Here is a 21351-nt window from a genome sequence, read left to right on the forward strand (position 1 = left end):
AAATAGAAAATAGATTTTTACAACTTAACTGCTTTTGGAATTTTTCATTTACAAAATACGACCTCAAACTAGCCCTAATCTACCTTTTTTTCAAATTTGGTAAAAAATAACAAATGATCCCTATTAATGGTAGGTAAGAACAAACGTGATAAACGTATTGTATGGAAGTTGCGTCGGCAAGTTTTCCAAGTAAAGCTGAGCCTAATGCTCCCATTCCGAAAGCAAAACCATAGAATAATCCTGAGACCATTCCGAGTTTTTTAGGAACTAACTCTTGTGCATAGACCAAAATTGCAGGAAAGGCAGAAGAGATTATGATTCCGATTACAACCATTAAAACATCAGTCCAAAATAAATTTACATAAGGTAATGCTAAAGCAAAAGGAAAAGCTCCAAAAACTGATAACCAAATAACATATTTTCTTCCAATTTTATCGCCTAAAGGTCCGCCAAGAATGGTTCCAACCGCATACGAAAACAAGTAAATAAACATGTGAAACTGTGCTTGTTTTATGGTTAATCCAAATTTATCGATGATATAAAACTGATAATAACTTGAAAGACTCGCTGAGTAGAAAAACTTAGAAAAAATTACTATTAATAAAATTGCGATAGAAATTTGAACTTTCCTTTTAGGCAAATTATGTAAATCAATAAATGGCTGGACTTTATTTTTTCTGAACACGAGATGTTCTTTGTACCAAAACGCAATTTTACTTAGGATAATCAAACCTAAAGCAGCAACAATAACGAACCAAAGGATGTATTTTTGAGAATTAGGAACTACAATTAAAGCAACTAAAAGTGGTCCGAGAGCAGTTCCGAAGTTACCTCCAACTTGAAAAATAGATTGTGCCAAACCACGTTTTCCGCCAGAAGCTAAGTTAGAAATTCGAGCAGATTCAGGATGAAAAATAGATGAACCAGTGCCAATTAAAACCACCGAAGCAATTATCCAATAAAAATTACTGGCAAAAGAAATTGAAATAATTCCAGCCATTGAAAAAAGCATTCCATAAATTTGAGAAAATGGTTTTGGATTTTTATCGGTGTAATAGCCAACTAAAGGTTGAAAAATTGAAGCAGAAAATTGAAAAGCGAAAGTGATTAATCCGATTTGAGAAAATGTTAGATGATAACTTTCCTTTATTATTGGATAAATTGAAGGAATAATAGCTTGTATTAAATCGTTAAGCAAATGAGCAAAACTGATAGAAAACAGAATGGAGTAAACTGTTTTATTAAGTAAATCCTCTTTATTTAATGCTGCAGATTGTGTTTGCAAAGTTGTAAGTTTTAATACTGCAAAAATACTTTTTTTAACGGCAAAGAAGCAAAATTTTATTGCAAAGTTCATAACGAAAATATTTTGCCTAAATTTGTAATAGAAATACCATTACTATTGGAACAATCATCAAAAAAATCGGCTTTATCGGAAAAAGATGGCGTTAATCAACCTCAAAGTTTGAGCAATTCTTCTGTAGAAGTAATTAAACAAATGCGAAGAAAACAACCTTCTGCGCAAGAGTTGATTGATGGTATTTTGGCAAAAGATAAAGTAGCTTTAAGTCGAGCCATTACGCTAGTAGAAAGTACCAATCCTGAACATTTAGAAAAAGCTAATACCATAATTCAAGCGTGTTTACCCCATGCAAATAAATCAATTCGTATTGGAATTACTGGTGTTCCTGGCGTTGGAAAAAGTACTTTTATTGAAGCTTTTGGAAAACATATCACTTCTTTAGAACGAAAAGTTGCCGTTTTGGCTGTCGATCCAAGTAGTACTATTTCGCACGGAAGTATTCTTGGTGACAAAACCCGAATGGAAGAATTAGTAAAAGATGAAAACGCTTTTATTCGTCCGAGTGCTTCCGGAGAAACTCTTGGCGGAGTTGCTAGAAAAACACGTGAAACCATAATTTTATGTGAAGCTTGCGGATTTGATACCATAATCATTGAAACTGTTGGCGTTGGTCAAAGCGAAACTGCTGTTCATAGCATGGTAGATTTCTTTTTATTATTAAAAATTTCTGGTGCAGGCGATGAATTGCAAGGCATAAAGCGTGGTATTATGGAAATGGCTGATGCCATTGTAATCAATAAAGCCGATGGTGATAACATTGCAAAAGCAAAATTAGCCAAAACAGAATTCAATAGAGCATTACATTTATTTCCTGCCAAGCAAAGTGGCTGGATTCCAACTGCTGCAACTTGTAGTTCTTATACCAAAGAAGGAATTGATGCTGTTTGGAAAACGATTTCAGACTATTTTGAACTGGTAAAATCCAATCATTATTTTGAAGAAAAACGTCAAAATCAGAATCAATTTTGGATGATGGAAACTATTAATGAGCAATTAAAGTCAAATTTCTACAATCATCCTGAGATTATCAAACAATTGGAAGAAAACAAAAAAGCAGTGCAAAATGATGAAATTTCACCCTTTGCAGCTGCTATGAATTTGTTGGAAAAGTATTTTAGATAATTACTCTTCGTAAGCTTCCATCTCTTTATCGTAGAATTCTCCAGCTAACGTAATTAAATGTTCCATTTCAGATTCTAATTCGGTTTCATCCTCTCCTTCTAAATCCTCTAAAAACTCCACTTCATCATCTTTTAAATTGATAATAAAACGTGGAAAATCTAAATGTATAACGAATATATCATCTGGAAAATCGGAGTTGTCGGCTAGTACAAACTTTGGTAATTGCATAGTATTTATTTTTAAACTTTAATGTGTCCCCAATTTTCGCCAGTTCTTATGCGATATAATTGTTGGGTTGAAATATTGAATTGTTTTGCAATCATGACCAAACGAGTTTTATTGTCTGGTCGTTGCAACATTTTTTTTATTCTTATTACTTGTGTAGAAGTTAACTTAGCACCATCAGCTTTTTTATTAAATTCAATAATTCGAGCTTTATTTGCTATTACGTTTGGGTTTTTCGATTGAAAATCAATTTGTTCTCTTCTAGTAGCCCATATCAAATTTTCAACTCTATCATTGTCTTTACTAAAGTCTAAATGAATAACCATTGTTCGTTCTGGATTATCATTTGGAATAAAATATTGAGCTACTAATTTATAAACTAGAAAACCTTTGTCTTTTCGTTTGCCATTTTCTCTAGTTTGATATCTAAAAACTCTAAAACCTTCGGCTTTTGCGCACTTTATCTCTCTTCCACTTAAAAAATCATTTGTATAACTAATAATTCTACCATAATTGGAAACAGCATAATTTTTTTGCAATGGATCTTCAATAATTATTTGCCTGAATTCTTCTCCTCTATTTAGTTGTATCATTTGGGGAAATTTTTAAACTATCTTTCAAAATTAATGATTTTGTTAGATAATGAAAACGAATGTACAAAAATAATGCTGCTGCTGTTAATCCTGCCAAAAGGCCTAACCAAACACCTACGGCTTTAAAATCAGTATATTCTCCTAAATAATAAGATATTGGAAAACCAATAATCCAATACGCTACAAAAGTAATATACATAGGAATTTTCACATCTTGCAAGCCACGTAAAGCTCCAAGAACAACAACTTGAATTCCATCTGAAATTTGAAAAATGGCAGCAACTAATAGTAATTTAGCGGCAATAGTTACAACTTCAGTATTATCAACAAGTTGAACTTGGTCTTTCATATCCATAAATAATGGTGGTAATATTTGATGAAAAACAACAAATAGAACAGCAAAAACAACTTCAATTATTATCGCTAATAAAAAAATAGAACGAGCCACCACAACTAAATTTTTATAATCTTGTAATCCTTTTTGATTACTAATTCTAATCATTGAAACTACGCTCAATCCCATAGCAAACATAAACGTCATTGAAGCCAAACTCAAAGCAATTTGATTGGCAGCTTGACTCGTTTTTCCGATGTTTCCGCAAAGCCAAATTGCTGCTGTAAATAGCACAACTTCAAACAACATTTGCATGGCTGAAGGCATTCCTAGATTTACAATTTTGACAATAGTTGCTTTTTTAATTTCATCAAAACTAAATCCTTTAAAATACTGCTTCAAACGTTCTTGTTTTGCCAAAATAAAGTGCATAAAAACTACCATTGCAATTCTGGAAATTACAGTTCCAAGAGCGGCGCCAATAATTCCCATTTTTGGGAAAATCCAAATTCCGTAGATTAATAAATAGTTTATGATAACGTGAATGATATTGGCTCCAACAATAGCATACATCGAATATTTTGTCATCGATAAACCATCGGCAAACTGCTTGTATCCTTGATAAATTATTAGTGGAACTAATGAAAAAGCAACCCAATCTAAGTAAGGTTTTGCCAACTCAATCACTTCTTTTGGTTGGTGTAGCATTTCCATAATTGGTTTCGCCAAAACAACCATTCCGAATAATGCGAAACCTAAAATCGTACACAAAAGCATTCCGTGGTGAAAAGCTGAACGGATTTTATTGTTATCTTTTTCTGCATCAGCTTCACCAATAATTGGTGTCAAAGCAGTAGAAAACCCAATTCCGATTGACATAGCAACAAAAATCAAACTATTACCTAGCGAAACAGCTGCCAATTCGGTTGAACCTAATTTTCCAACCATAATGTTATCTACAATTCCAATTAAAGTATGACCAAGCATACCCAAAATTACTGGATAAGCTAATTTTAGATTATAACGAAACTCTTTGGTATATTGGGATATATTCACAGTACAGTTTTTGAGTTGGCAAATATAAATAGAACTAATAGAATGCCTTTGATTTATTTAAAAAATCTGATTCATTTATTTAAAAAAATATATAAAAGAAAGGAAAAAATATATAACATCTGTTGTGAATGGCAGCTGTAAGTTTGCAAAAAATTAAAACACAAAAATTCATTATTATGTTATTTACAAAAAAAATTAAACTAAGTATTTCAATCGCAATTTTCTTAATGTTCTCAAGCTTAACTATTGCACAAGAAACTAAAGAAAAAAACTATGACAAAGGCTTCAAATTTGGATTTGGAATAAATGGCGGTTTACCAACAGACAATGCTTACAACTTTTCATTAGGTGCGGATGCTAGACTTCAATATGATTTATCACAAAGAACATCATTAACTTTAACTACTGGTTTCACTAATTTATTCATTGATGACAATGTTAAAGATTTAGGTTTTATTCCTGTAAAATTTGGTTTTAAAGCCTTTGTTTGGGAAAATAGATTTTATGTTTTGGGTGAAGTTGGTGCAGGATTTGCAGTAACAAATGGATAGGATGACACGACTTTTTTATGGGCGCCAGGAATTGGTTATGCAAATAAAAGTTTTGATGTTAGTTTGAGATATGAAGATTACAATGAATTTAAAACTAATCAAATTGCATTGCGTCTTGCCTACGGTTTCAAACTATAAAGGTCATATTGCATAGAAAAAAAGCACAATAAAAAATCTTATTGTGCTTTTTTTTATTTCAATTGTTGTCTGTAAACCTCAATATTTGCTGCAACTTTTGGATCTAATTCTGGTTCGGTAATATCGGTTAATTTTTCTATTTCTTCCCAAATGGTTTTGGCTACTATGTATCGAGCAACTCCTTTATCATCAGCAGGAACAACATACCAAGGCGCATTTTCAGTTGCTGTTTTATTTATTGCCTCTTCGTAATAATTCATGTAATCATCCCAACGTTCGCGTTCTTTTAAATCACCAGTCGAAAATTTCCAATTGTCTTCTGGAGTTTCTAATCGTTTTAACAATCTTAAACGTTGCTCTTCTTTACTCATATGAAAATAAAACTTCAAAATTTTAGTACCATTCTGCGAGATATGTTTTTCAAAATTATTGATTTGCTCAAAGCGATTTTCCCAAAATTGTGGCTTGATATCTTCTACTTTTTCAATTCCAGGAAGGTTTTCAAATAAAATATATTCTGGATGTACTCTTGTTACCAATACATTTTCATAATGTGTTCTGTTGAAAACAGCAAATTTTCCTTTCTCTGGTAAAGCCAAATAATGACGCCACAAATAATCGTGTTCCAACTCAGTAGAATTTGGGGTTTTAAAACTATGAACCACTACTCCACGCGGATTAAATTCTTTAAAAACCTCACGAATTAAGCTGTCTTTTCCGCTTGTGTCCATTCCTTGTAAGCAAATTAAAAACGCATGACGATTGTGTGCATACATAGCATCTTGCTTTTTACTCAGCTTCATTTGAACTTTATCCAAAGCTTCTTCCTCTTGCTCTTTATCTGTGCCAATATCTAATTTTGTTGGGATCTTCGACAAATTTATGTTTCTAACAACTTTAAAATCTTCTACGTTAATTGATTTCATTTTTAATTCATTTAATTATTGTAAAAATAGTATTTTTGACTTCTCATACACTAAACAAAATGGAAAAATTTCAGCTTACGTTACTATTTAAAATCATTGGTCTTGGCTCTGCTTCTGGTTTGATTTATCAAGATAATACTATTTTTGCAATTGGTGACAATAGCTCCTACTTATATGAATATCATATCGATAGCAATAAACTTGAACGTCATGCATTAGCTGAAAATTCAGAAGAAAATATTCCTAAAAGCATTAAACCCGATTTTGAAGCCATTACAAAATATCAAGATAGTTTATACCTTTTTGGATCAGGTTCAACAGTAAATCGTACCATTATGGTTCAGGTTGATGCAAAATCTAAAAATGTTATTAAATCGCAAGATTTATCCGATTTATATTTGGCTATGCAATCTTTTGGAAAAATAGCTGAAGAAGATTTTAATCTAGAAGGTGCTATTTTTAATGGTGAGACTTGGTTTTTATTCAACAGAGGTAATGGAAAAACCAATAAAAATATAGTCTTCTCTATCGATGGAAAAAACTTAGCAAACGAATTCCGAATTGTAGCAAATGAATACAAACTACCAAAAATAAAAGGCATTAGAACCAGTTTTACCGATGCCATTTTGGTTGACGACAAAATCTATTTTCTGGCAACTGCAGAGAATACTGACTCAACTTATAACGACGGTGAAGTGCTTGGCAGTATTGTTGGAAGAATTGATGTAAAGAAAATGAAAATTGATTTTACAAAGAAAATTACCGATACACAAAAATTTGAAGGAATAACGCTTTTCAAAAAATCGGAAAAAGAAATTGAATTTTTACTTTGTGAAGATAATGATACCGAAGTTTTAGAATCTAATATTTATAAGTTAGTGATTAGTAAATAGTGAAAAGTGAAAAGCAAATAGAATAAACTAAAAAAAAACTTTTTCATCTCTTCCCAACCTTTTTATAAAAAATGTCCTCTTTATAATAAATACCTTAATTGTGATAAACGAAACGATACTTATTAACTGCCGAAAAATGCAACGCGATGCACAGCGACAAGTTTACGAACTGATGTCACCTAAGCTGTATCGCACTTGCAAAAGGTATTTAAAAAAGGAAGAAGAAATTGAAGAAGTATTGGCCGATGCTTTCTACACTATTTTTACCAAAATGGATCAATTGAAAGAATTGGGCGCTTTTGAAGCTTGGGCAAGAAAAATAACAGTAAATCAATGCTTGCATCAATTGAAAAGAAATGTAAACTTTAATATTTACATTGAAGACGCAAGTATCCAACTGCAACCGGAAACGTTGCCAGAAACTCATTTGGAAGAAGAAGATTTGTTGAATTTACTCAATTTTATTCCAGAAGGATGCAAAACTATTTTTAACCTCTTTGTGATTGAAGGTTACGGTCATAAAGAAATAGCGAGCATGCTAAAAATATCGGAAGGAACATCAAAATCACAATTGAATGTGGCTAAAACCAAATTGAAAGAATTAGTCAACAATCATTATTATCAACAAGTAAAATAAGTCATGGACAATCAAGATAATTTATTCAACAAAATAAAATCGGCTGCTGAAAATGCTGAAACCAAAGATTTTCCCTCGATGGAAAAAGTTTGGTCGAGAATTGATGCAAAACTAGATACCAAAGTTGAAAAGAAACATAACAACAATTGGAAGAAACTTTTAGTTGCAGCCTCAATTGTATTAGTAGTTACCATTGGTTATCAGTTTTTAAAAACCGAAAAAGAAATTGTTTCACCCAACAATGAAATCGTAACAAAAGAAACTGAAAAACCAATAATTCAAGATTCATTAGAAAATCAAAATGCCATAGTTTCTACAGAAATTGAAAATCCGAATATTAAAGAAAATGCGGATGAAATTTTAAAAGAACAGATTTCAAAACCAAATACGGTTGTTATTAAAGATAAAATTGAAGAAAAAGATAATGCTAAAAGATTTAATGAAGATGCTTTGGTAGCCCCAACAATAGGAAGTTATAATCAAGCTCCAAAAAATTCTAGCACTACTTGGTATGGTAATAACAATTTTGAATCACGAGGTGTAACTTATGAAGAAGTTAAGATTGAAAAAAATGAGGATAATTTAAAAAAGAATAAGGATATTAAAAAACAAGAGCCAATTGTGGTAATAGATGGTGAAGTTTCGAGAGAAAAATTATCTAATATTAATGATGAAGATATTGAATATATTTTAGAATTACCGGATCCTCTCTATATCATCAATAAAATATATTACACCGAACAAGAATTATTTGGTCCGAATCCGACAAGTCCATATGCGCCTTTAAATAAACAAAAGATTGAAAGTATTTCTATTTTACCTCCAGAAAAAGCCGTTTCAATTTATGGAGAAAAAGGAAAAAAAGGCATCGTAATTGTCACAACAAAAGACGGAAAACCTTTGCCCAAAAAGGAATAAACCATTTTATATATTAAAAAAACTAAAACCATGAAAAGTCTTAAACTTATTTCATTAGCCATAACTATGCTTTGTTGTTTCCTTAGTTTTAGCCAAGAAAAAACAATTACAGGAACCGTTTCTGATAAAAACGAAGTGCTTCCATTTGTGGTTGTTCAAATAAAAGGAACTAAAACGGTTACTCATACCGATTTCGATGGAAAATTTTCTATCAAAGTAAAGGTTGGAGAAACATTACTATTTAGCTTTATTGGATATGACACTTTAAAAGTAAAAATAAAGAAACGAACTAATACATTAAATATAGTTTTAATAAGTAATACCATTTTATTGCAAGAAACTTATCCTGTTGAGAGTTCCATTAGAAAACAAAAAAATCAAACAGAAATAATCAAAATTTCAAAAGAAGCTATTGAAAAAATGTAGCTAGAATAACACTTCACACATAGTCTAACCTTAAAATTTAATATTATGAAAAGTTCAAAACTTATTTCATCGGTCCTTGCTATGCTTATATGTTTCCTAACATTTGGGCAAGAAAAAAACATCACTGGTACTGTAACCGACAAGAATGGTCCACTACCAGGAGCATCAATTATTATTAAAGGAACTACCAATGGTGTTGCTACAGATACTTATGGTAAGTATGCCATAAAAGCTAAAAGTGGTGACATTTTGGTCTTTAGTTATATTGGATATCAAACAAAAGGCGTTACAGTTGGTACTTCAAATACAATCAATGTTGTTTTAAATGAATTATCCAATCAATTACAGGACGTTGTCGTTGTAGGATCAGGAAGAAATGCAATTTATTCTGATGATAATAAAATAAAATCTGCACCTCAACAATCTGAAATTTCAGAGGTTATGTATGACAAAAGTGAAAAATCAACAGTATTAAATAATGTAGTTGTTGTTGGTGCATTAGGAATAAAAAGAACTAAAGATGCAACAGTTTCGTCTCAAAAAACGATTAGTGCCAGAGAAATAAATCAAGCCTCAAGTCCAAGTGTTTTACAATCATTGAATGGAAAAGTTTCCGGTTTACAAGTTAATGCTATTAGTAATGGTGTAAATGGCGATACAAGAGTAGTATTGAGAGGAAATCGCTCAATATCTGGAAATAATCAAGCTCTAATTGTGATTGATAATGTGATTTCATCAGCTGAAGTTTTAAATCAACTACCTCCAAGTTTAGTAGATAATGTAAATGTTATTAAAGGAGCACAAGGAGCTGCATTATATGGCGAACAAGGTGTAAATGGAGTAATAGTTGTTACTACAAAAAAAGGGTATAATAATAAAACTACCATTGAATATGATGAAACAGATGAGGAAGAAAAAACGCCTGTAAAACCAAAATCGACCAAAATTGAAGTTGATCAAGAGGAATATGAAAACTTCATAGAAAATCAATTTGAAAGTCCAAAAAGTGCACCTATTTCTACGTTTTCAATTGATGTTGATAATGCTTCTTATACTAATGTTAGACGATTCATAAATATTGGACAAACAGTTCCAAAAGATGCGGTAAGAGTTGAGGAAATGATTAATTTTTTCAAATACAACTATCCACAACCTCAAAATGAACATCCATTTTCAATAAATACCGATTATAATGATTGCCCTTGGAACAGCAACAATAAAATTGTTCGCATTGGCTTGCAAGGAAAAGATATTCAAACAAAAGATTTACCTAATTCAAATTTAGTTTTTCTTATTGATGTATCGGGTTCAATGAGTGATACTAACAAATTGCCACTACTAAAACAATCTTTAAAAATATTGGTGAATCAACTTCGCAAAGAAGATAGAATATCAATTGTAGTCTATGCTGGAGCAGCAGGTTTAGTTCTGCCTTCTATGTCTGGAAGTGAGAAAGAAACCATAATAAACTCTTTAGATAAACTAAATGCTGGTGGAAGCACTGCTGGTGGCGCCGGCATTGAATTGGCTTACAAAGTAGCGCAAGAAAACTTCATTAAAAATGGTAATAACAGAGTAATTCTGGCAACAGATGGCGATTTTAATGTTGGAGCTTCATCGAATACTGATATGCAAACTTTAATTGAAGAAAAAAGAAAATCAGGTGTTTTCTTAACATGTTTAGGATATGGAATGGGAAATTATAAAGACAGCAAAATGGAAGTTCTTGCCGACAAAGGAAACGGAAATTATGCCTATATCGATAACATTCAAGAAGCTAATCGTTTTCTTGGTAAAGAGTTTAAATGCTCCATGTTTGCTATTGCAAAAGATGTAAAAATTCAAATTGAATTCAATCCTAGTTTAGTACAAGCCTATCGATTAATTGGTTATGAAAATAGAAAATTGCGTCCTGAAGACTTTAAAAATGATGCCATCGATGCTGGTGAATTAGGAAGTGGTCATACCGTTACGGCTTTATATGAAATTATTCCAACTGGAGTGAAAAATGAATTGTATCAAGAGCCATCTGATTTAAAATATACTAAAACAGATGTATCCACCACCAATTTCAACAACGAATTAGCTACAATAAAATTCCGTTACAAAAAACCTGATGGTGATAAAAGTACAGAAATGACTGCACTTATTTCTAACAAGCATGATGCCTTTTACACTGCATCGCCAGATTTTAAATTTAGTGTAGCTGTAGCATGGTTTGGATTAAAACTAAGAGACTCAAAACTTGTTCTTAATAAATCATCAATAGACATTGCTGCTTTAGCTAAAGAAGGATTGGTAAATGATTCAGAAGGTTACAGAGCAGAATTTATTAGACTAGTTGAAGCAATAAAATAAATAGTTAGATTAAATTGGTTAATTAAAAAAACCCGATAAGTTCATAGAATTTATCGGGTTTGATTTTTATAAAAAAGTTTTACTTCTCAATTTCTTTCAAAGAATCCATTTTTTTATGAGCAAGGAAACCTTTTATGTCTTCAAAATGTTCTTTTACTCGTTTGTTTCCAAATTCAAATACTTTTGTAGCCAATCCGTCAAGGAAATCTCTATCGTGTGAAACTAGGATTAAAGTTCCATCAAAATCACGCAAAGCATCTTTGATAATGTCTTTGGTTTTCATATCTAAGTGATTTGATGGCTCATCCAAAATTAGAAGATTTACAGGTTCTAACAATAATTTAATCATTGCCAAACGGGTTTTTTCACCACCAGAAAGCACTTTTACTTTTTTGGTTGTATCATCGCCATGAAACATAAAAGCTCCAAGAATATTTTTAATTTGCGTACGAACATCGCCAACTGCAATATTGTCAATTGTTTCAAAAATAGTAGCGTTTTCGTCTAACAATGCAGCTTGATTTTGAGCAAAGTAACCAATTTGAGCATTATGTCCAACCTCAACCGAACCACTATTGATTTCGATTTCTTTCATGATGGCTTTAATCATTGTTGATTTTCCTTCACCATTTTTTCCAACAAATGCTACTTTATCTCCTCGTTCAATTACGATATTGGCATCTTTAAAAATCAATTTATCACCATACGATTTCTCTAAATCTTTGACAATTACTGGATATTGACCTGAACGAATTGATGGTGGAAATTTCAATTTTAAAGCCGAATTATCAATTTCATCAACCTCAATAGGAACAATTTTTTCTAACATTCTAACACGCGATTGAACAGCATCTGTTTTTGAAAAAGTACCACGAAATCTATCAATAAATGCTTGATTATCTGCGATGTATTTCTGTTGCTCGTCATATGCTTTTTGCTGATGAACACGTCTGTCTTTTCTTAATTCTAAATAATGAGAATACTTGGCTTTGTAGTCATAAATTCTTCCCATTGTAACTTCGATAGTTCGGTTTGTAATGTTATCTACAAAAGCTCTATCGTGCGAAATTACCATTACGGCTTTGGCTTGATTGATAAGAAAATCTTCCAACCATTCGATACTATCCATATCTAAGTGATTGGTTGGCTCATCTAGAAGAATCAAATCTGGTTTTGTCAATAAGATTTTTGCTAATTCAATTCGCATTCTCCAACCACCTGAAAATTCTTTTGTTGGACGATTGAAATCTTCTCTTTCAAATCCTAATCCTTTCAATATTTTTTCAACTTCGGCTTCATAATTTACTTCTTCAATTGAATAGTATTTTTCAGATAACTCCGAAACTCTTTCAATCAATTTCATGTAGTCATCACTTTCATAATCGGTACGAATGGTCAATTGTTCGTTGATTTCGTCGATCTCTTTTTTCATATTTAACACCGCAGCAAACGCTTTTGATGTTTCTTCCATTACCGTACAATTATCTTCTGTTAATAAATGCTGAGGCAAATAGGCAACAACCGCATCACTTGGAGCTGAAATATTTCCGCGTGTTGGTTTATTTGCACCGGCAACAATTTTTAACAAAGTAGATTTTCCTGCACCATTTTTACCCATTAAGGCAATTTTATCAGTTTCATTGATAGCAAATGTTACTTCGCTAAAAAGAGTTGTTCCACCAAATTCAACGGCAATATCGTTAACTGTAATCATTTTAGATTGTTAGATTTTTAGATAATTAGATTATCAGATTTTTTTTTGAAGGTGCAAAGATAGATTAATTAAGGAATTTATCAATTTCAATATCAGAAAAAAAAGGTTTGTTTTTCAATGATTTATTAATTGAAATGCTAATTTTTTAAAGTTTAAATAATTCGGAAGATTTAGTTACACAATTTGAAAGGCAAAAAATAAATTTAGAGTAATTTTGAAAATCTAATGAACCCTTATGCCATTAATTGACTATAGTTTTTTAAGCAAAATTTTACCTAAAGCCAAGATTAAAAAATCCTTCCAAAAAGCGAAAAAATCTTATCTTATACGAATAAGAATTGCTACTTCGTTATTTTTCTTCGGAATGGGTTTTTGCTTTGCAACTTGGGCAAGTAGAATTCCTGATTTGAAATTAAGCTTGAATTTAAGCGAATCCGATTTAGGTACCATTTTATTTGCTTTACCAGCAGGTCAATTGTTAGCAATGCCTTTATCTGGTTTAGTAGTTGCAAAGTATGGTAGTAGAAAAATAGCCGTTTTAGGGCTTTTTGTGTATGCTTTCTTTCTTACTTTATTGGGTTTGCCATCAGAAAGTTGGCAATTAGCTTTAGGTTTATTTCTCTTCGGATTTTTTGGTAATTTTTGCAATATTGCTGTCAACAGTCAAGGCGTTTTTACACAACAATTGTTTGACAAACCAATAACAGGATCATTTCATGGTTCATGGAGTTTAGCAGGATTTTCTGGCGCATTATTAGCATTGTTGATGTTGTTTTTAAAACTATCTCCTTTTCAACATTTTCTAATAGTTTTATTGATTATCACAATATTAATTGCAACTAATTATAATTATTTAGTAAAAGTCAAACCTCAAAAACCAGGAGAAAAAGAGAAAACCTCATTCTTCAAAATTCAAGATAAAACTTTGATTTGGTATGGTTTGATTTGTTTTTTATGCATGGCGAGTGAAGGAATAATGTTTGATTGGAGTGGTGTTTATTTTAAAGAAATTGTTAAAGCTCCAGGTGCATTAGCTATTTTAGGTTACACTTCCTTTATGATAACTATGGCAATTGGACGCTTTTTAAGTGATGTTTTAGTACGGAAATTTGGTTCAAAAAATGTGATTCTTACAAGTGGATTTGTGATATCAATCGGATTATATTGTGCAGTTTTATTTCCTTATTTGATTCCTTGCACAATTGCTTTTATGTTAGTTGGATTTGGAGTTTCTAATGTAATTCCGATTGTATTTAATGCAGCTGGAAACAGCAAAAAAGTTTCAACAAGTGTTGCGTTAACAATAGTCTCAAGCATCAGCTTTGTCGGATTTTTAATTGGACCACCAATAATAGGTTACATTGCCGAACTTACAAGCTTGAAATATTCGTTTGCCTTTATTGGAGTTTTTGGCGTTTTAATTTCAGCATTAACTTACAAATTGAATTTGTTTAAATAAAATTACTTAATATCTGAAGCTTCAATAATTTTAATTAATTCGTCTTGTTTAGTAGATAATTTTTTATAACCACAATAAACAGGCAATTTCTTGTAATGTATATTATAGTTTTCAAATTGATTTTTACAAAGTTCAGATTTTAAATAATAATATAACGTTTCATTATCAAGAACTTTAAGTTTTTCTACAATAAAACTATTCAATTTATATTCTGAATTAAGTTTGTTTATGTCTTTGATAAATTTTTCTTGAAATATTATTTTCTCTTGTTTGTCTTTTGTTTTTATATCATTTAAAAAAACATCAAGTCTTTTTGTGATGCTATTTAATGTATCAAATTTTGTTGATTTAACAGAATATTCTTCATATCTAATCTTTATTGAAGTTGAAATAACCTTTATTTCGTCTTCATAAAAATTTGAGCTTTCTTTTAAATTTTCAAGAAACAAACTTTCAGTAGTAAACTTTTCCTTTTTACAAGAAAAACATAGTAGAACCAAAAATAGAATTACAATTTTATTCATAATTAGTTTTTTAAAATTTCTTTTAACTTCTCTTGAAAATTTGAATTATCATTGATCCCTAAATGACCTTGATTTTCTAAAGTAAATAAACTATCAGTTGCTTTGATAATTTTCCTTAGTCTAAAGGAATTATCATAGGAAATAAGTTGGTCTTGATTACCATGAAAAAGATAAATCGGAGCTTTTACTTTTACAATATATTTATTGGTTTCAAATTGAAATTTCTTTAAAAAATTAGGAAAATATGGCACACTTCCACTCGAAAGTTCAAGAAAATTATAAAATGGAGCTTGAAGAATTAATTTATCTGGATTTTTTATTGAGGCTAAATAAGTTGCCAATCCTGTGCCGATTGAATATCCAATAATTATTTTTTGATTGTTTTTGTATTTGGAAGCAATTTTATCATAAACGACATTTAAATCTCGAAAAACTTGCTCTTGGTTTTCAATTTTACCCTCACTTTTGCCAAATCCACGATAATCCAAAAAGAAAATATCGTATCCTAAATCAGTAAATATTTTGGCATTATTTCCCCAAGAATCAAGCGAACCTGCATTTCCGTGAAGATAAAAAATTAATCCTTTTGGATTTGAAGTTTTGAATAATAATCCATTTTGTTTCTTTCCATCATAGGAAGGAATATTGAATTCTTCAAAGTTTTGATTAAATTCAAATTTGTAATTATTTGGAAGTTTATTAGCTATGAAAACCATTTCAGCTTGATTGAAATAAACGTAACCCACATAAAGCAAGTAAATCATTCCAAAGAAAAGAGTTAATCTTAAAATAATAAATCGAAATAATTTCATTGAATTATGATTTATTTGATAACTCAAAAAAAGTTGAATTAGTATTTATTACAAACTCAATCTAAACTCCTCAATTACAGGACTTGCCTTTCCGTAATCGATTTCTTGGATAAATAATTCTGCTGCTTTTGAAGTTTGAATACTTGGTAGAACATTCGCTTGATTGTTATGTCTTAAAACTGTATTTATCCCAACTGCTTCTATTTTTTCTTGCAATGAAATAGCTAGAACTTCTTCTCCTGAAAATATTTTGATTAAACCCATTTTTGTGTTGTAAATTGTATTGTTGTAAATTGTATATTTTATAATAGCGAAAGCACTTCGACAAGCTCAGTGTGACAAACTGAAAACTGAAAACTGCGACTGAAAACTAAAACTACTCCTCATCTTCCATTTCGAAGAAAAGCGGTTCAATCATGATTTTGTCAGCTAATACCTCAACCCTTTCTGTGATTTCTGAGCAAAAGAAAATGCGTTGTGTTTTTTCTACACTTGCTGAAAGACGCAAAATGATGGCATCCATTCGTTGCTTGAATAATAAATCAGCATCATCAACGATAAACATTTTTATAGTATTCATGTTAAATCCTGCTGACGAAAATAAGGCGTTGATTTTATTTGGTGTTCCAATAAGTATATCTAAACCCATAGAAATTACATTTTTGTCATAATCGGTATCGCCTTTATCATGAACTCCAAAAATACTTAAGTCAGTATAATTTCCGAATTTCAAGAAAAGTTCTTCCATTTCTAAAACTCGCTCTTTGTTTTCAACAATGATTAAAGCACGAGTACTTTCGTCGTGTGTTTTTTCTAATCGCTGAATGACGTTTAAAACAATAGTTGTAGTTTTTCCTGTTCCGCTTGGCGATTGAATTACAGCGTCTTTTCCACTTTTAATGGTTGAAAATGTTTCTTGTTGCATTTCATTGGCTTCGATTAACTCGTTTTCAATTAGTGCTTGTTGTAAGTTTGGGTTTATTTTTTTTAATTGCATTTTTTTTTGCTTTCAGCTTTTAGACATTAGCTTTTAGCAAAAGCATATTGCTAATGGCTAACTGCTAAATGCTAATTGCTATTATTTACTCGCGAATAACTTCACGTCTGTTTCAGAAATTTCGTTTCCACCTAAAATTATCAAGCGTTCTACTACGTTTCTTAATTCACGAATGTTTCCTGTCCAATCGTATTCTTGTAATAATTTGATAGCTTCAGTTGAGAATGTTTTCTGTGCATTTCCTTGTTCTTCGGCTATTTTTGAGGCAAAATGTTCGATTAGCAAAGGTATGTCATCTCGGCGGTCATTCAATGCCGGAACTTTAATTAAAATTACTGCCAATCTGTGGTATAAATCTTCACGGAAACGTCCTTCTTCGATTTCTTTTTTCAAATCTTTGTTTGTTGCAGCAACTACACGAACATTGACTTTTATATCTTTGTCAGCACCAACTCTTTGAATCAAACTTTCTTGTAAAGCTCTTAAAACTTTAGCTTGTGCTGCCAAACTCATATCTCCAATTTCATCAAGAAAAATAGTTCCACCATCGGCTGCTTCAAATTTTCCTGCTCTGTCTTTTACAGCTGATGTAAACGCACCTTTTACGTGACCAAACAATTCGCTTTCAATTAATTCTGATGGAATTGCAGCACAATTTACTTCGATTAATGGATAAGCAGCTCTTTCGCTTTTTTCATGTAATTGATGAGCTACTAACTCTTTTCCAGTTCCGTTTGGTCCAGTAATTAAAACTCTTGCGTCAGTTTGAGCTACTTTTTCAATCATTTGTTTGATGTGATTGATTGGTTCAGAATTTCCAATCATTTCGTAGTTTTTGCTGACTTTTTTCTTTAGAATTTTGTTTTCAACAACCAATTGTTTTTTGTCTAAAGCATTACGAACTGTATTCAAAAGACGATTTAAATCTGGTGGTTTTGAGATATAATCGAAAGCACCTAGACGCATAGTATTGATAGCGGTTTCCATATCGCCGTGACCAGAAATCATTACGATTGGAATTTCGGGTTTGATTTTTTTTACGGCTTCTAATAATTCTTCACCGTCCATTTTTGGCATTTTGATATCGCAAAGTACCAAATCGTAATCTGAATTTTTTATTTTTTCAAGCCCTTGAACGCCATCTTCGGCATCTTCTACTTGGTAAGTATCATTTTCTTCAGAAAGAATTTTGGTTAAAACTCTTCTGATGGATGCTTCGTCTTCTATGATTAATATTTTTGACATAGTTTTTTATTTAACCGCAAAGTTCGCAAAGTTTTTCGCAAAGTTCGCAAAAATTCAAAATTGTTATTCAATTAGCCCTGATTGCAGCAAATATCCTTTTTCTTTTTTCTTTAAAAAGGAAAAGATATTGCGGAAAGCAGGAACAAGGATTGCTGATAAAGCCCAGGCCATTCGATTAAAATAATTTTACTTTTTCTTTATAACAGCAATACCTGAAAAGGATACCGCTTGAAAATTTTGATTAGGTTCTGTTGTAAAAACCAATCCCATTTCTCTTGTTACATAACCTTTTTTAATTCCGATTACCGCATCACAACATTTTGATTTTGCCAAATTAGTTAATGTTTTTAGTTGGTCTTCTTCTTTTCCTGTGTATTCTGCTTGTACTTCTATTAGACCTATTCTTTCATATTCAAAATTAACTGGTTCGCCTTCAAAAAGCAATTGCACATTTTCTGGAGGGGTTGGACAATTATCTTTGAACTCAGTTTTTAAAGGTGTGAAAATTTCGTGAGGATTATATCCAACGCATGATTGAAGCAATATAGATACAATTGCTACAGAAAATAATCGAAAAAAGGTTTTCATATTAATTAATATTTAAGCCATTTATAAAGTTCTTTCCAAGACGGTTTTTTACCGTACATTAGAATTCCGACACGGTAAATTTTACTTGCGAACCAAACTACACCAAGAAATGTACCAAAAAGTAACGTCATAGAAATTGCAATTTGCCACCAAGGCACACCAAATGGAATTCGCATCATCATTACGATTGGTGATGTGAGTGGAATCATTGAAAATACGGTTGCAATAGTTCCGTGAGGATCATTTATTACTGTGAAAAAACCAATATAAACTCCAAGAATTAATGGCATTATTATAGGAAGTAAAAATTGTTGCGAATCGGTTTCGTTGTCAACAGCTGCACCAATGGATGCGTAAAATGAACTATAGAGAAAGTAGCCACCGATGAAATAAATAATGAAAGATATTAGAATTGTCGCTATTGGTAAATTCCATAACTCTTTAATATACATTTGAATATCGCTGCCCATTCCTTTTTGAGCCATTTGCATTGCTTCTTGAGTTTGTGCTGATGATGTTGCTCCCATTTGAACACCAAAAATAGACGACATGATGAACATCGCTGTCATACCAAGTAATGCCCAAATGATGAATTGCAAGATTCCTGCTAATGAGGTTCCAATAATTTTTCCCATCATTAATTGGAATGGTTTTACCGACGAAATTATGACTTCAATAATACGAGACGTTTTTTCTTCAATGACACTTCGCATGACCATGTTTCCGTAGATGACGATGAACATCATGATTAAATAACCAAAGGCACCTCCAATTCCAATTTTAATTTCGTTTAATCCTTTCAAGGCAGTTTCTCCAGAAGCCTTGTTTAATTTTATAGAAACATCTGCTTTTGATTGATTGATTTTTAATGTATCTAAACCTTGTTTTTGATAGTTTTCAGCCGTAATTCTTTTAGCAATCACGTCTTCGATATCTTCAACGAACATAACACCCGGACTATCATTAGAAACATATTGAATGTTCTTTTGAAGTGAAGAATTATCAGTAGATTTTGGAATGATTAGAAGACCTTCATAGCTTTCGCTGATGATGCTGTCTTTTAAAATTTTTAAATCTAAATTGGATAAATTAAGATATTTGTATTCGTCATCGCTTTTGAAATCGTTAACGAATCTTCCGGTTTCGTCGTGTATGGCAATGGTTTTTAAATCGGCTTTCATTTGGCTCAAATAACCAACAAAAACTCCAATTCCGACAAATAACAACGGACTCAAAAACGTCATTACAATGAAGGATTTATTGCGGACTTTGGCAATGAATTCTCTTTTTATGATTAGTAGTAGCTTACTCATTATTCAGTAACTGTTTTAATAAAAATATCGTTTACACTTGGAATTTTTTCCATAAAATGGGTTACTTGTCCGCGTTGAATTAAGGTATTTAATAATTCATTTGGAGTTGCAGTTCCAAGGTTGATTTCTAATTTTAATTCGTCGTTTAGTGATTTGAAATCGGTTTGTGAAAGTGTGAATTTTTGTGACAAATCATACATCAAACCTTCGATATTGTTGCTTAGAATTCCGACTTCGTAACTATTGGTTCTGAATTGTTTTTTGACATCAGTTAGTTTTCCTTCAATCAGTTTATTGGATTTGTGAATTAATGCAATGTAATCGCACATTTCTTCAACGCTCTCCATTCGGTGTGTTGAAAAAATTACAGAAGTTCCTTGCTTATTCAATTCGATAATTTCATCTTTAATCAAATTGGCATTTACTGGATCAAATCCTGAGAAAGGTTCGTCTAGAATTAATAATTTGGGTTTGTGTAAAACCGTTACTACAAATTGTACTTTTTGAGCCATTCCTTTAGAAAGTTCTTGCATTTTTTTGTTCCACCAACCTTGAATTTCCAGTCTATCAAACCAATAATCGAGTTGGGTTTTGGCTTCTTGCTTAGATAAACCTTTAAGTTGTGCTAAATACAAGCATTGTTCACCAACTTTCATTGTTTTGTACAATCCTCGTTCTTCTGGCATATAACCAATGAAAGCTACGTGTTCTGGTTTTAAAGGTTCACCATCTAGGATTACTTCTCCACTATCGGGCATTGTAATTTGGTTGATGATCCTAATTAAAGATGTTTTACCGGCACCATTTGGACCAAGAAGTCCGTAGATGCTGCCTTTTGGAACTGAAAGAGAAACTTCGTTTAGCGCTGTGTAATCACCATATTGCTTTACGACATTTTTTACTTCGAGTATATTGCTCATAAATTTTAATAAATTTAAACTTCAAAAATCAATTTCAATTTAAAAAATCAAGTTTAATTCAAAATAAATTAAAAAATTGATTTTTGAAGTTGACTTTTGAAATTTATTTTTGAATTGGTAAAAGTACTGAATTAGTAGCTATTTGAAAGTTTTTGTTACAAAAAAACCCACCCTTATTTTGACACAAGGATGGGAAAAATTGCTATGAAAAAGAAATTACCTGTTTCCAAGTAATTAGT

General features: G+C 31.4%; 22 protein-coding genes. 8 read left to right on the forward strand and 14 right to left on the reverse strand.

Annotated features, from left to right (window positions below; all coding sequences use genetic code 11):
• Positions 1-79: 79 nt before the first annotated feature.
• Positions 80-1357 (reverse strand): MFS transporter, encoded by a 1278-nt coding sequence (locus tag ABD771_RS01145; RefSeq protein WP_345089429.1) that lies wholly within the window; start codon positions 1355-1357, stop codon positions 80-82.
• A gap of 12 nt (positions 1358-1369) precedes the next feature.
• Between ABD771_RS01145 and meaB the strand changes: the two genes are divergently transcribed.
• Positions 1370-2485 carry a methylmalonyl Co-A mutase-associated GTPase MeaB gene (gene meaB, locus ABD771_RS01150; protein ID WP_345089432.1) on the forward strand — a complete coding sequence of 372 codons (1116 nt, stop codon included), beginning with the start codon at positions 1370-1372 and terminating at the stop codon, positions 2483-2485.
• Here meaB and ABD771_RS01155 read toward each other — a convergent pair whose 3' ends face one another.
• Genes ABD771_RS01155 through ABD771_RS01165 form a run of 3 tightly spaced genes read right to left on the reverse strand, consistent with a single transcriptional unit; the run spans position 2486 to position 4693 of the window.
• Positions 2486-2713: a hypothetical protein gene (locus ABD771_RS01155; protein ID WP_298115261.1), complete on the reverse strand. Its 228-nt coding sequence runs from the start codon at positions 2711-2713 to the stop codon at positions 2486-2488.
• 11 nt (positions 2714-2724) lie between these two features.
• On the reverse strand, positions 2725-3303 hold the full coding sequence (locus ABD771_RS01160; RefSeq protein WP_345089435.1) for a hypothetical protein: 579 nt from the start codon (positions 3301-3303) through the stop codon (positions 2725-2727).
• The gene (locus tag ABD771_RS01165; RefSeq protein WP_345089437.1) at positions 3287-4693 is read right to left on the reverse strand and encodes an MATE family efflux transporter; all 1407 of its coding nucleotides are present in this window, start codon (positions 4691-4693) and stop codon (positions 3287-3289) included. Before ABD771_RS01165 ends, ABD771_RS01160 begins: the two co-directional genes overlap by 17 nt.
• 176 nt (positions 4694-4869) lie before the next feature.
• Between ABD771_RS01165 and ABD771_RS01170 the strand changes: the two genes are divergently transcribed.
• Positions 4870-5244: a hypothetical protein gene (locus ABD771_RS01170; protein WP_345089440.1), complete on the forward strand. Its 375-nt coding sequence runs from the start codon at positions 4870-4872 to the stop codon at positions 5242-5244.
• Positions 5245-5435: 191 nt separating this feature from the next.
• On the opposite strand, the gene ABD771_RS01175 is transcribed toward ABD771_RS01170, so the two are convergent.
• Positions 5436-6308 (reverse strand): PPK2 family polyphosphate kinase, encoded by an 873-nt coding sequence (locus ABD771_RS01175; protein WP_345089443.1) that lies wholly within the window; start codon positions 6306-6308, stop codon positions 5436-5438.
• Between the two features lie 59 nt (positions 6309-6367).
• On the opposite strand from ABD771_RS01175, the gene ABD771_RS01180 reads away from it, so the two are divergent.
• The 5 genes from ABD771_RS01180 to ABD771_RS01200 all read left to right on the forward strand — a co-directional run bounded on the left by ABD771_RS01180 (position 6368) and on the right by ABD771_RS01200 (position 11540).
• The gene (locus ABD771_RS01180) at positions 6368-7201 is read left to right on the forward strand and encodes a DUF6929 family protein (protein ID WP_345089446.1); all 834 of its coding nucleotides are present in this window, start codon (positions 6368-6370) and stop codon (positions 7199-7201) included.
• Positions 7202-7337: 136 nt separating this feature from the next.
• Complete coding sequence (locus ABD771_RS01185; RefSeq protein WP_344814936.1) at positions 7338-7838, forward strand: RNA polymerase sigma factor; 501 nt, start codon at positions 7338-7340, stop codon at positions 7836-7838.
• Between the two features lie 3 nt (positions 7839-7841).
• The gene (locus tag ABD771_RS01190; RefSeq protein WP_345089451.1) at positions 7842-8756 is read left to right on the forward strand and encodes a hypothetical protein; all 915 of its coding nucleotides are present in this window, start codon (positions 7842-7844) and stop codon (positions 8754-8756) included.
• A gap of 30 nt (positions 8757-8786) precedes the next feature.
• On the forward strand, positions 8787-9182 hold the full coding sequence (locus tag ABD771_RS01195) for a carboxypeptidase-like regulatory domain-containing protein (RefSeq protein WP_345089454.1): 396 nt from the start codon (positions 8787-8789) through the stop codon (positions 9180-9182).
• Between the two features lie 45 nt (positions 9183-9227).
• Positions 9228-11540, forward strand: a complete 2313-nt coding sequence (locus tag ABD771_RS01200) for a YfbK domain-containing protein (RefSeq protein WP_345089457.1) — start codon at positions 9228-9230, stop codon at positions 11538-11540.
• 79 nt (positions 11541-11619) lie between these two features.
• On the opposite strand, the gene ABD771_RS01205 is transcribed toward ABD771_RS01200, so the two are convergent.
• Positions 11620-13254 (reverse strand): ABC-F family ATP-binding cassette domain-containing protein, encoded by a 1635-nt coding sequence (locus ABD771_RS01205; RefSeq protein WP_345089460.1) that lies wholly within the window; start codon positions 13252-13254, stop codon positions 11620-11622.
• Between the two features lie 235 nt (positions 13255-13489).
• Between ABD771_RS01205 and ABD771_RS01210 the strand changes: the two genes are divergently transcribed.
• Positions 13490-14713: an MFS transporter gene (locus tag ABD771_RS01210; protein WP_345089463.1), complete on the forward strand. Its 1224-nt coding sequence runs from the start codon at positions 13490-13492 to the stop codon at positions 14711-14713.
• Positions 14714-14715: 2 nt separating this feature from the next.
• Here ABD771_RS01210 and ABD771_RS01215 read toward each other — a convergent pair whose 3' ends face one another.
• From ABD771_RS01215 to ABD771_RS01250, 8 genes are all read right to left on the reverse strand, one after another.
• Positions 14716-15237 (reverse strand): hypothetical protein, encoded by a 522-nt coding sequence (locus ABD771_RS01215; protein ID WP_345089466.1) that lies wholly within the window; start codon positions 15235-15237, stop codon positions 14716-14718.
• 2 nt (positions 15238-15239) lie between these two features.
• Positions 15240-16049, reverse strand: a complete 810-nt coding sequence (locus ABD771_RS01220) for an alpha/beta hydrolase (protein WP_345089469.1) — start codon at positions 16047-16049, stop codon at positions 15240-15242.
• Positions 16050-16097: 48 nt separating this feature from the next.
• Entirely contained in the window at positions 16098-16313 is a 216-nt protein-coding gene (locus tag ABD771_RS01225; RefSeq protein WP_345089472.1) for a DUF2007 domain-containing protein, read from the reverse strand.
• A 112-nt stretch (positions 16314-16425) separates the two neighbouring features.
• The gene (locus ABD771_RS01230) at positions 16426-17046 is read right to left on the reverse strand and encodes a DEAD/DEAH box helicase (RefSeq protein ID WP_345089475.1); all 621 of its coding nucleotides are present in this window, start codon (positions 17044-17046) and stop codon (positions 16426-16428) included.
• 81 nt (positions 17047-17127) lie between these two features.
• Positions 17128-18291, reverse strand: a complete 1164-nt coding sequence (locus ABD771_RS01235; RefSeq protein ID WP_345089478.1) for a sigma-54-dependent transcriptional regulator — start codon at positions 18289-18291, stop codon at positions 17128-17130.
• A gap of 186 nt (positions 18292-18477) precedes the next feature.
• The gene (locus ABD771_RS01240) at positions 18478-18879 is read right to left on the reverse strand and encodes a hypothetical protein (RefSeq protein ID WP_345089481.1); all 402 of its coding nucleotides are present in this window, start codon (positions 18877-18879) and stop codon (positions 18478-18480) included.
• Positions 18880-18884: 5 nt separating this feature from the next.
• A complete protein-coding gene (locus ABD771_RS01245) occupies positions 18885-20192 on the reverse strand; it encodes an ABC transporter permease (protein WP_345089484.1) in 1308 nt (435 codons plus the stop codon).
• Entirely contained in the window at positions 20192-21112 is a 921-nt protein-coding gene (locus tag ABD771_RS01250; protein ID WP_344814944.1) for an ABC transporter ATP-binding protein, read from the reverse strand. Before ABD771_RS01250 ends, ABD771_RS01245 begins: the two co-directional genes overlap by 1 nt.
• Between the last annotated feature and the right edge of the window lie 239 nt (positions 21113-21351).

This window comes from Flavobacterium chungnamense (assembly GCF_039539165.1).
Lineage (GTDB): Bacteria > Bacteroidota > Bacteroidia > Flavobacteriales > Flavobacteriaceae > Flavobacterium > Flavobacterium chungnamense.

Coding starts and splice junctions, on each gene's coding strand:
- ABD771_RS01145 (WP_345089429.1), bottom strand. CDS start 1,357: ATGAACTTTGCAATAAAATTTTGCTTCTTTGCCGTTAAAAAAAGTATT.
- ABD771_RS01155 (WP_298115261.1), bottom strand. CDS start 2,713: ATGCAATTACCAAAGTTTGTACTAGCCGACAACTCCGATTTTCCAGAT.
- ABD771_RS01160 (WP_345089435.1), bottom strand. CDS start 3,303: ATGATACAACTAAATAGAGGAGAAGAATTCAGGCAAATAATTATTGAA.
- ABD771_RS01170 (WP_345089440.1), top strand. CDS start 4,870: ATGTTATTTACAAAAAAAATTAAACTAAGTATTTCAATCGCAATTTTC.
- ABD771_RS01175 (WP_345089443.1), bottom strand. CDS start 6,308: ATGAAATCAATTAACGTAGAAGATTTTAAAGTTGTTAGAAACATAAAT.
- ABD771_RS01180 (WP_345089446.1), top strand. CDS start 6,368: ATGGAAAAATTTCAGCTTACGTTACTATTTAAAATCATTGGTCTTGGC.
- ABD771_RS01185 (WP_344814936.1), top strand. CDS start 7,338: ATGCAACGCGATGCACAGCGACAAGTTTACGAACTGATGTCACCTAAG.
- ABD771_RS01190 (WP_345089451.1), top strand. CDS start 7,842: ATGGACAATCAAGATAATTTATTCAACAAAATAAAATCGGCTGCTGAA.
- ABD771_RS01195 (WP_345089454.1), top strand. CDS start 8,787: ATGAAAAGTCTTAAACTTATTTCATTAGCCATAACTATGCTTTGTTGT.
- ABD771_RS01200 (WP_345089457.1), top strand. CDS start 9,228: ATGAAAAGTTCAAAACTTATTTCATCGGTCCTTGCTATGCTTATATGT.
- ABD771_RS01205 (WP_345089460.1), bottom strand. CDS start 13,254: ATGATTACAGTTAACGATATTGCCGTTGAATTTGGTGGAACAACTCTT.
- ABD771_RS01210 (WP_345089463.1), top strand. CDS start 13,490: ATGCCATTAATTGACTATAGTTTTTTAAGCAAAATTTTACCTAAAGCC.
- ABD771_RS01215 (WP_345089466.1), bottom strand. CDS start 15,237: ATGAATAAAATTGTAATTCTATTTTTGGTTCTACTATGTTTTTCTTGT.
- ABD771_RS01220 (WP_345089469.1), bottom strand. CDS start 16,049: ATGAAATTATTTCGATTTATTATTTTAAGATTAACTCTTTTCTTTGGA.
- ABD771_RS01225 (WP_345089472.1), bottom strand. CDS start 16,313: ATGGGTTTAATCAAAATATTTTCAGGAGAAGAAGTTCTAGCTATTTCA.
- ABD771_RS01230 (WP_345089475.1), bottom strand. CDS start 17,046: ATGCAATTAAAAAAAATAAACCCAAACTTACAACAAGCACTAATTGAA.
- ABD771_RS01235 (WP_345089478.1), bottom strand. CDS start 18,291: ATGTCAAAAATATTAATCATAGAAGACGAAGCATCCATCAGAAGAGTT.
- ABD771_RS01240 (WP_345089481.1), bottom strand. CDS start 18,879: ATGAAAACCTTTTTTCGATTATTTTCTGTAGCAATTGTATCTATATTG.
- ABD771_RS01245 (WP_345089484.1), bottom strand. CDS start 20,192: ATGAGTAAGCTACTACTAATCATAAAAAGAGAATTCATTGCCAAAGTC.
- ABD771_RS01250 (WP_344814944.1), bottom strand. CDS start 21,112: ATGAGCAATATACTCGAAGTAAAAAATGTCGTAAAGCAATATGGTGAT.